Source organism: Nostoc sp. FACHB-280, from assembly GCF_014697615.1.
Lineage (GTDB): Bacteria > Cyanobacteriota > Cyanobacteriia > Cyanobacteriales > Nostocaceae > Nostoc_B.
Genome location: NZ_JACJSD010000098.1, coordinates 1 through 8,973 on the forward strand (window position 1 = coordinate 1; position 8,973 = coordinate 8,973).

Annotated in this window: 8 protein-coding genes; 4 read left to right on the forward strand and 4 right to left on the reverse strand. The window is 37.8% G+C overall.

Translation table 11 applies throughout. From position 1 onward, the window contains the following. The first annotated feature begins 130 nt into the window (after positions 1–130). The 4 genes from H6G75_RS32260 to H6G75_RS32275 all read left to right on the forward strand — a co-directional run bounded on the left by H6G75_RS32260 (position 131) and on the right by H6G75_RS32275 (position 3,917). The gene (locus H6G75_RS32260; protein ID WP_190983932.1) at positions 131–610 is read left to right on the forward strand and encodes a pentapeptide repeat-containing protein; all 480 of its coding nucleotides are present in this window, start codon (positions 131–133) and stop codon (positions 608–610) included. A 139-nt stretch (positions 611–749) separates the two neighbouring features. After that, a complete protein-coding gene (locus H6G75_RS32265) occupies positions 750–1,028 on the forward strand; it encodes a hypothetical protein (protein WP_190983933.1) in 279 nt (92 codons plus the stop codon). Between the two features lie 205 nt (positions 1,029–1,233). Further along, positions 1,234–2,514 (forward strand): hypothetical protein, encoded by a 1,281-nt coding sequence (locus H6G75_RS32270; RefSeq protein WP_242051726.1) that lies wholly within the window; start codon positions 1,234–1,236, stop codon positions 2,512–2,514. Between the two features lie 260 nt (positions 2,515–2,774). Then, positions 2,775–3,917, forward strand: coding sequence for a beta-ketoacyl-ACP synthase (locus tag H6G75_RS32275; protein ID WP_190983935.1), 1,143 nt, complete (start codon positions 2,775–2,777; stop codon positions 3,915–3,917). Between the two features lie 171 nt (positions 3,918–4,088). On the opposite strand, the gene H6G75_RS32280 is transcribed toward H6G75_RS32275, so the two are convergent. The 4 genes from H6G75_RS32280 to H6G75_RS33855 form a co-directional block, all read right to left on the reverse strand. After that, a complete protein-coding gene (locus H6G75_RS32280; protein ID WP_190983936.1) occupies positions 4,089–7,193 on the reverse strand; it encodes a plasmid replication protein, CyRepA1 family in 3,105 nt (1,034 codons plus the stop codon). 409 nt (positions 7,194–7,602) lie between these two features. After that, positions 7,603–7,902 carry a Txe/YoeB family addiction module toxin gene (locus H6G75_RS32285; protein ID WP_190983937.1) on the reverse strand — a complete coding sequence of 100 codons (300 nt, stop codon included), beginning with the start codon at positions 7,900–7,902 and terminating at the stop codon, positions 7,603–7,605. Then, on the reverse strand, positions 7,883–8,173 hold the full coding sequence (locus H6G75_RS32290; protein WP_190983938.1) for a type II toxin-antitoxin system Phd/YefM family antitoxin: 291 nt from the start codon (positions 8,171–8,173) through the stop codon (positions 7,883–7,885). Before H6G75_RS32290 ends, H6G75_RS32285 begins: the two co-directional genes overlap by 20 nt. 193 nt (positions 8,174–8,366) lie before the next feature. Continuing rightward, a complete protein-coding gene (locus H6G75_RS33855; RefSeq protein WP_190983939.1) occupies positions 8,367–8,855 on the reverse strand; it encodes a putative dsRNA-binding protein in 489 nt (162 codons plus the stop codon). Positions 8,856–8,973 lie beyond the last annotated feature (118 nt).

The following is an 8,973-nucleotide window of genomic DNA, read 5'->3' on the forward strand; positions in this document are numbered from 1 at the left end:
AACGGGTTCAATTGATATTAGCTCAATTATCTTCTGAATTAGTATCCTCTTTGACCAGTTATGATTTCATCCTTGAAGCTCTTTTCCATCAAGCTTTATTCTATGCAGGTTCATAGAGAATTGGTATAACTTGACTAATGCTAATTTAGATAGAGCAAATCTCAAAAGAGCAAATCTTCAAGGTGCTAACTTGAGTAATGCAAGCTTAAATGGTACGGTTTTTAACGAAGCAAATTTAAGTAATGCTAATCTAAATGGTCTTGTACTTAATAAAGCAGAACTAAAGAGTATCGATCTAAGAAGTGCAAATCTAAAAGATGTCAAATTGAGTGGTGCAAAATTTTCAGGTACGTTTTATAAAGCTAATTTAAGTGGTGCTGATTTGAGTGATACAGACTTAAGTCCTGACTCAAATTATAGTAGTACTAACTTGAGTGAAGCTAATTTAAGCGGTGCAAATCTTAATGGTGCAAATCTAACAGGTGTAAGCTTCGATAAAGCTAACTTAAGTAAGGCTAATTTGAGAAGTGCGAAAGTAGATGATTATGAATTGAAAAAAGCCCAAGATTTAAAAGAAGCAGTAATGCCTGATGGAAAAATAGCTAACTAAAGTAGTTACAAATGTAGCTTGGGTGGAGGAATGGAAGCCAACATCATTTAGATTTTGTTGGGTTTCGCTATCGCTACACCCAAGCTACGCCTGTGGATAAATTATATTAATCAATGATGATTAAATATTACTTTATGTTATGTCTAATATAGAGGAATCAAATATTGAAAAGATTGTTTTAGAGCTTTTAGAGTTCTTCGTTTGTATTCCAGGAACAAAGCCACAGTTAACAGACAAATTAATTCATGGTTTGAGGGCTGACGGAGAAGATTTTATTGATTTTGTTCTAGAAATTCAGAAAAGATTGGAAATTAAAATCCCAGTTCATGAATGTGACAAAGTGTTTACTGTTCAAGATGTTGTTAATTTAAGCAAGCAATTTTACAAGTTACAACACACAGGCTACAGTAATTCCTGATATATTGTCGTGAATTTTATGTAAGACAAGAAAGCGCACCGGAAGATTACCAAGCAACATCAGCAACAATCAACCTGCAACATCCGTCAACCCACCTACAATAGCTACGCAAAAGTCCAACCTTTCGACGTTTGACTTTGGAAAATAGTATTTTTACTTACGCAGGTATGACGGTATGAAATCCAATATAAAGTCGTCTCATATTATGAAAAGCGCCAGTCAGTTTCCTAGAGGTGTTGCTTTGACTCTGGCTTTAACTAGCTTGCTATCTTTTGGACAGGGATTGGCGGGTAATTATTTGGCGGAAGCTGCGCCGCTTGGTGAGTCGGTACAACTTTCGCAACGCTTACCAGACCATTTTCGGAATCGTACCAATCGCTTACCAAGGGGAGTTGCAAATATCATCATTCGTGATGCGGCTCGGCGTGGTAGAGTATCAACCAATCAGGTGAGAATTACTCAAGCTACGCGCAAAACTTTTGGAAATCCCTGCATATTTAATTTTGGGGAAGTTTGTACCAGGGAATATAACCCGATTCAAGGATGGGAAGTAATTGTCAGCGTTGAGGGACAGTCTTGGATTTACCACAGCAATGATTCTGGTTCTCAAATTGTTTTAGATCCCAATAGTACTGATTCAGGTTCAGATAACAGCTATCAATTACCAAGAGCGATCGCTAACAATATTTTACGCGATGCTTCCCGTCGTTCTGGTGTCAGCATTAACAACTTACGAATTACTCAAGCTACCCGTAAAACCTTTAGTAATCCTTGCATATTTAATTTTGGGGAAGTTTGTACTAGAGAATATAACCCGATTCAAGGATGGGAAGTGGTGGTTAGAGTTGAGAGACAATCTTGGACTTATCATGTTGATGAATCTGGTTCACGGATTGTTTTAGATCCGCAAATTGACGACTCAAATTCAGATAACAGTTATCAATTACCCAGAGCGATCGCAGATAAAATTCTACGAGATGCAGCGCGGCGTTCTGGTGAAGATGTGAATGATTTAAGAATTACCCAAGCCACCCGCAAAACCTTTAGTAATCGTTGTGTGTTCAACTTTGGCGAAGTCTGTACCGAAGAATATAATCCTATTGAAGGTTGGGAAGTAATTGTGCAAGTGCGTCGTCAGTCTTGGACTTATCACAGTAATGAATCTGGTTCTCAAATAGTTTTAGATCCAGATATTAGTAATTCCGGTTCAGATAACAACTATGAATTACCAAGAGCGATCGCAGATAAAATATTACGAGATGCGGCGCGGCGTTCTGGTGAAGATGTGAATGATTTAAGAATTACTCAAGCTACGCGCAGAACCTTTAGTAATCGTTGTGTATTTAACTTTGGCGAAGTCTGCACCCAACAATTTGACCCCATCGAAGGTTGGGAAGTAATTGTGCGAGTGCGTCGTCAGTCTTGGACTTATCACGTTGATGAGTCTGGTTCATATATCGTTTTAGACCCAGATATTAGCCGATAGAAGTATCTGGCTTACGCACAAAGATTGTCTGTGAAGATTGGGTATAGGAGTGAAAGGGTGTGAGGGTATATGGTTATGAGGGAGAACATTTACACCCATACACCCCTATACCCTTTCACCCTCCCCCAAACCCTAGATTTTTCGTGTTTATGCCTAAGTCCTAACCTCTGGGTTATCTTGTTCAAAAATGTATTACGTCACACTTCAGACTTCAGACTTCACACTTTATACTGTCCTCATCCCGCTTCTGACTCAGAAAATTGGTTAAGGTTGTTGTTACTGGTATTGGTTTAATCTCTGCTTTAGGCACAAGTTTAGAGGATAGCTGGCAAAATTTGTTAGCAGGTAAATCAGGAATTCAATATCACCAACCATTTGTAGAACTTGAATCAGTTCCTCTTGGCTTAATTGGTAAACAACCATCTGAGTTAAAAATGCTGACTCAGATGGTTGTTGCTTCTGCGTTACAAGATGCGGACTTGAGTCCCCCATTACCTGACTGTGCTGTAGTTATTGGTTCGAGTCGCAGTTATCAAGGTGCGTGGGAATCTCTAGCTAGGGGTATGAATGGCAAAGATAGCAATTACGCATTGGAAGATTGGTTAGATATTTTACCCCAGATGAATGCGATCGCAGCTGCTAGACAAATTGGGGCTACTGGGATAGTTTCTGCACCAATGGCGGCTTGTGCTACGGGGATTTGGGCGATTTCCCAAGCTGCTTTGTTAATTCAAACTGGACAATGTAAACGAGTAATTGCTGGCGCAGTCGAAGCGCCAATTACACCGCTAACTATTTGCGGGTTTCAGCAGATGAATGCTTTAGCCAAAACTGGTGCTTATCCTTTTGATGTGCAGCGAGAAGGTTTAGTTTTGGGTGAAGGTGGAGCGGTGTTGGTTTTAGAATCAGCAGAGTTAGCCAAGCAACGCCAAGCGAGAGTTTATGGTGAAATTTTGGGTTTTGGTTTAACAGCCGATGCTTATCATACCAATCAACCTGAACCAAGTGGAACAAGTGCGATCGCTGCAATTAAACAATGTCTAGAACGCAGCCATCTCACCCCAAATGAGATAAATTACATTCACGCCCACGGTACAGCTACACAGTTAAACGACAAAATTGAAAGCAAAATCATCCAACAGTTATTTCCTCAAACAGTAGCAGTCAGTTCCACCAAAGGCGCGACAGGACACACTCTAGGCGCTTCCGGTGCTTTAGGAATTGCTTTTTCTTGCAAAGCTTTGCAGCAGCAAGTTTTACCCCCTTGTGTCGGCTTACAGCAACCAGAATTTGATTTAAATTTTGTCATGACTGCTCAACAAAGCTCAATTCAAAATATATTATGTTTTAGCTTTGGCTTTGGCGGTCAAAATGCAGTCATAGCATTAAGTAATAATATTTGATTTCTGAAAAATCTCAAATCATTTATGAAATTCTTTCTCTTCTCTTTCTTCTCCTTCTTTGTGTCCTTTGCGTCCTTTGCGGTTCGTTAAAAAGAATATTTTTCACAACTCACATAGGACTATTATATTATCCAGACACAAACAGTAATTCTCAATCCAGCGTGGTGTAATTCATCTTGTTGATAAACTAGCTAATACAGATTGCTGCTTAACAGGCTCAAACTTCCAATTAGAAAAATCCTTTATTTCTAATTGTACACCTTTAAAATTAGCTAACATCAACTCATCACGTTTATACCAAGCTGCAAATATTTTATCTCTGCCATCATAAAAAGTTACTGGGTCTATTTGATAACCTTTATTAACAGTTTTTAACTTTAATCCCAATAACTTAAGTAACTTGCTGAGTATTTTAATTTGTGAAGTTATTGCTTCTTCCCTAACTAGGTTAATTCCTAAAACACGTTTGATATGTTGACTGTGCTGATAAACCACATCTTGCAACCACAGTAAATCAGGGTCATTTTCAATAAAAATCCTGTTTGGTTCAAGAAACTCTAGCATTCCTAAAGCTTTCATTGCTTCAACTTTGACAGTATAAGTCTTGATGTCTGGTAAAAAAACCTTACCTTCCCCTAACAGTAATTGCTGTTGCCATTCATGTTGGTCTCTAACATGAAAATAATCACTTTCGTGGGTTAAATAATAGTGAATTAATAATTGTGAGTAATAGCCTTGGTCATCTTTTAATTTGAGTTCTGGTGTAACTTCTACACCATATTTTTGTTTGAGCGTATATTTATGTATTTGATGACGCTCTAAATCTGTGAGAGAATTTTTAGATGATAACTGTTGATATTCTACATAATTTATATCTGGAGCTTCGGCAATAATCTTGGCAGTAGCTAATTGATTTTTGAGCTTGATGTCTTTCATTTGCCGTTTAATATCTTTCGCTTTTTGCCGCTTATCTGTCCAATCTCTCTGGACTTTGACAATTTCTAAAATTAATCGCTTGCGTGTTGCTAAATCACTAGAGTCTGTTGCTAAAAAGGCTAAACGCAAATCTCGGATAATATTATTGTGAACAGCATTACTCCGCAGCCAAATTTGATGTCCGTCAGTGCTTAATCCATCTTGCATCGATTGACGGTAAAGGCGAATAGAAGCATTGACTCTTGCAGATAGTTTCGCCCAAGTTCGTAAATGAATTGGGTCATATACCAAAGGCAAATCTACATCTATTTTATGCAGTGGACTAAGTAAAGCTAAGTTTTCTTGTTGATTAGCTTGATACCAATCAGATAATAAACGATAGTTGGTGCTACCACTACCAATTAAACCAATTCCTCGTTTAGCACACCAAACAATTCGCGGGACATTATCTCTCACTCTTGCTAAGGCTTGTCTGGCTTCAGAATCGGGAATTACGCCTTGAAATATGCCGTAAACTCTATCAAAATGTTGAACATCAATACTAATACCAGTACCTAGACTGGGAGTAACGAAAATTGTGTCGTATTCACCAATTTTTTGGTTAATATTGCCGACAAATTCAACGGCTGGATGGTCAGGTGTATTTGTAGTTCTGCTACTAATTACTAAACTTTTAGGAAATTGATAGCGTAATTTTTCTAACCGTTCTTTGAGATAATTTTCAATTGTTTCGCAGCTATAGCGTCCAGAGCGACTATCAGTAGTAACGTAGCATTTACGACCTGCTAATAAATCTAATTCTAGTTGATGAATTAAAGGCGTAGGGTTGGGCGAATCATAAAAAGTGATATCCCAACCGCGTGCGGGTTGCCATTGATTGACAAGTAACCAAGGTGTTATTTTAATTCCTGATAGACCTTGTAAATACTCTAAAGATACATCTGATAAATCGGCATCTTGGGCAATAACTAAACCGCCAGTTTGTAAAACTGTGGCGATTAACTTTTGGAAATTTTTTAAGATTTTGACGCGTTTGTTTTTACAAGTATCACTATTTAATAAATGCCATAATAATTGCTCAACCTCATCTAAGATAACTATGCCGCCTTGCCATTTGTCTGTATTGATTTTCCAAATGGAGTCAATACATAAACCCAAAGACTCAGTAGTTTGGCTATCAAAGTAAGAGAATAAATTATTATTAGTGTTTAACCCCCATTGAATCCCAATTTTGTCACATAAAAATTTTCCGAGTTGGATTCTGTGGGTAATTAATAAGATGGGTTGATTTTTTGTTTTGGCTTGTTGAACAATATTTTGTAAAGCTGTGGTTTTACCTGTGCCTTTGGCTGATTTCACTCCGACTAAGCCTGAGTTGGGAAAGGCTATTTCTCCTAAATAGGGACGATTAATTGTGAGTGCAGCCGGAATGGTTAATTCTGTATGTGGTTTAGTGTGTGCAAGGTAAATTTCTAAATCAACACTTTGGCGATAAATTTTATCGAATGCACTACTATTTTTCGCAACTATGAGTTCATCAACGCCTTTTTCTGGCCCTGGTAGTTCGATAACTTTAACTAAGCAATTTTTTTCTTGGAATAAGCAACCAAGTTGAGCGATCGCATTATTTACTGCTGCTATAGTCTTAGGTTGAGTTTCAAAATCAAAACATATATATATGTGGCGTTTTGCAGTCGCAAACAACGCTAAGTCGGGAATTAGCTGACGACGGGTAACTTTACCAAATCCATCTTTGACGACTCGATAACCGCTAGTAATTCCCGGAATTGCGATCGCAGCATACCCCTGTGATAACAATGCAGCCGCCTTCTTCGCACCTTCGCAGATAATCACGGGGATGTTCTGTTCCATCACCCATTGCCAAAAACCCACCGCTTCGCCGTTAGCCTCAACGCTGATATTTGCTGGTAAGTCGAGATTGTAACGCTGTGCAGTTTCTTGCCAGATTTCCAACGTCACCCGCAAATAAAATACTCTGGTGGGTGTGCTGGGAGGATGTTCATATTTGATTGGTTTGCCATTATCCTTGATGCGGGGTTGATTTGGCTTAAAGCATCCCCATTCCATTGCTTGCCAATTATTTAGCGGATCTAGCCCCCCACACCACCAGCCGCCTGCGGTGATATGACTATAACGCTGCAACCAGCCGCTTTTTACCATGCCAGTGTTCGTGCGCGGCAGGAGTTCGGAAATTAACAGGTATTCGTAGGCGATCGCACCTTGGAGAGACTTAAAATTTATTTGCGCTAGGTGTAAATCTATACTACTGCCCTTGACTAATTCTTCAAGGTGTTTGGTTTCTAGATAGTGTAGATACATGATGAAAAGCGCGAAAAGAAACAATAGGATTTAAACCTTATCATGCCTACCCCGATTTTTTTGATCGGCAACTACTAAGTTTTTTAGATAACTTTTTATACCTCGTTATTGGAAATACAACGGTTAATCAGTAGGTAAGCTATTTTCCTTTGCGGGATCGCTCTACTAATAAGCTTGTATTGTAATAATTGATGAGAATTAAATTTTATTTATCAGTATTCATCCGTAAATTGCAGGTAATGGCTTGCTTAAGTACCGTAAAATCCTTGCTATGTCAAGCTGTAGAGACTAGCAATACTCTGCCATCGAAATATTGCTTGTTAGGAAAATGTAATAAAAATAACTGGAAGTTAAAAGATATGTATAGGCTTCCAAATTGACAAAATGGTTTTACAGATTCCTTTAATGCTTAGTAGTGATATCGAGCTTGGAGAAAATCAATCCGGTCATCACTTACGAGATAAACAATACGATGTTCTTGAGTAAGTCGTCGTGACCACGCATCTGAATCTAAGTATTTTAATGGTTCAGGTTTGCCAATTCCTGAAAAAGGATCTCGCATAATCGATTCAATCAAATCAAAAGCACGAAGCGCAGTTTTCCGGTTTGTTTCAATCCAATAAACAAGGTCTTCTCGAAATTCTGGATGGAACACAGCATCTCTAGCTTTATGTTCTTGAGGTTGGGTTTCATTCTTCTTCTTCGCCAATACCCAACTCCTCGCGTAGTTCGTTAATACTTTGAGGTTTTAAAGTTCTAGCTTTTGCTCTTTTTAAAGCAGTTAATAGTCGTTCTGCATTTTTAGGTGAGCGAAGTAGATAAGATGTTTCTAGTAAACTATTAAGTTCATCAACAGCAATTAAAGCCACGCTTTCACCTTCTTGGCGATTAATAATTACTACATCTCTATCTGCAACTACTTGATCGCAGAGTTCGGCTAGGTTATTACGAGCATCAGTTAAGTTTGTCTGATTGGACATGACGGGATATTTTCTAATGCTGTAGGTTTGCTAATATAGCATAGCAAGCAATTTTAGAAGGGCGATCAATTTTCCTACTATTTTAGATTGAATAGAAACGCATAGTGTTTATTTTAAGACCTATGCGTTTTACTATTAGTTAAAGATTTTGACTACAAGAAAAGACAATTCCCTTGTATCATTTCGATAGCATCTACAAAATTTGTTCTGTTTCAGCAACTAATAAATATAGTTCGTTTGCGGCTTTCTTCTTTGCTTCTTTTTTTGAACTACCAACACCATAAGTTGTTAACTCTTTTCCTTTAACAATACAAGTAGCTCTTATAGTATATGTGGGTTTATCTTCAGAACCGCATTTATCTACATCAGTATACTTAGGAGGAGAAGATTTAAGTCTAGCAAGCTTTTCCTGCAACATAGAAATAATATTATCCTCGTCTATATTACTAAAATAATCAATTTTGTCTAGATTTAATAACTTAGAAACAATGTGTGTACATTTATCTAGTCCTTGATCTAAATAAATTGCGCCTATAAAAGCTTCTAGAACATCAGCAAGTACTCGTTCTGTAATGTGTTCTCTGCTACTTGTACTAGGAATGATAATTATTGATTTTAAGTTAATTTTTTGAGCTATAACTGACAAATTTTTATTCTTTACAACATTCTCTTTAGAGGCTATTTATAAAGTAAATCTAAAGGCGAGTAGGAGGGGATGACGGCAAGAATTAAAATACCTGATATGCAGTGTATTTACGTAATTGCTTATGGCACGAAAGTCTTATCCCACAGACTTAAAT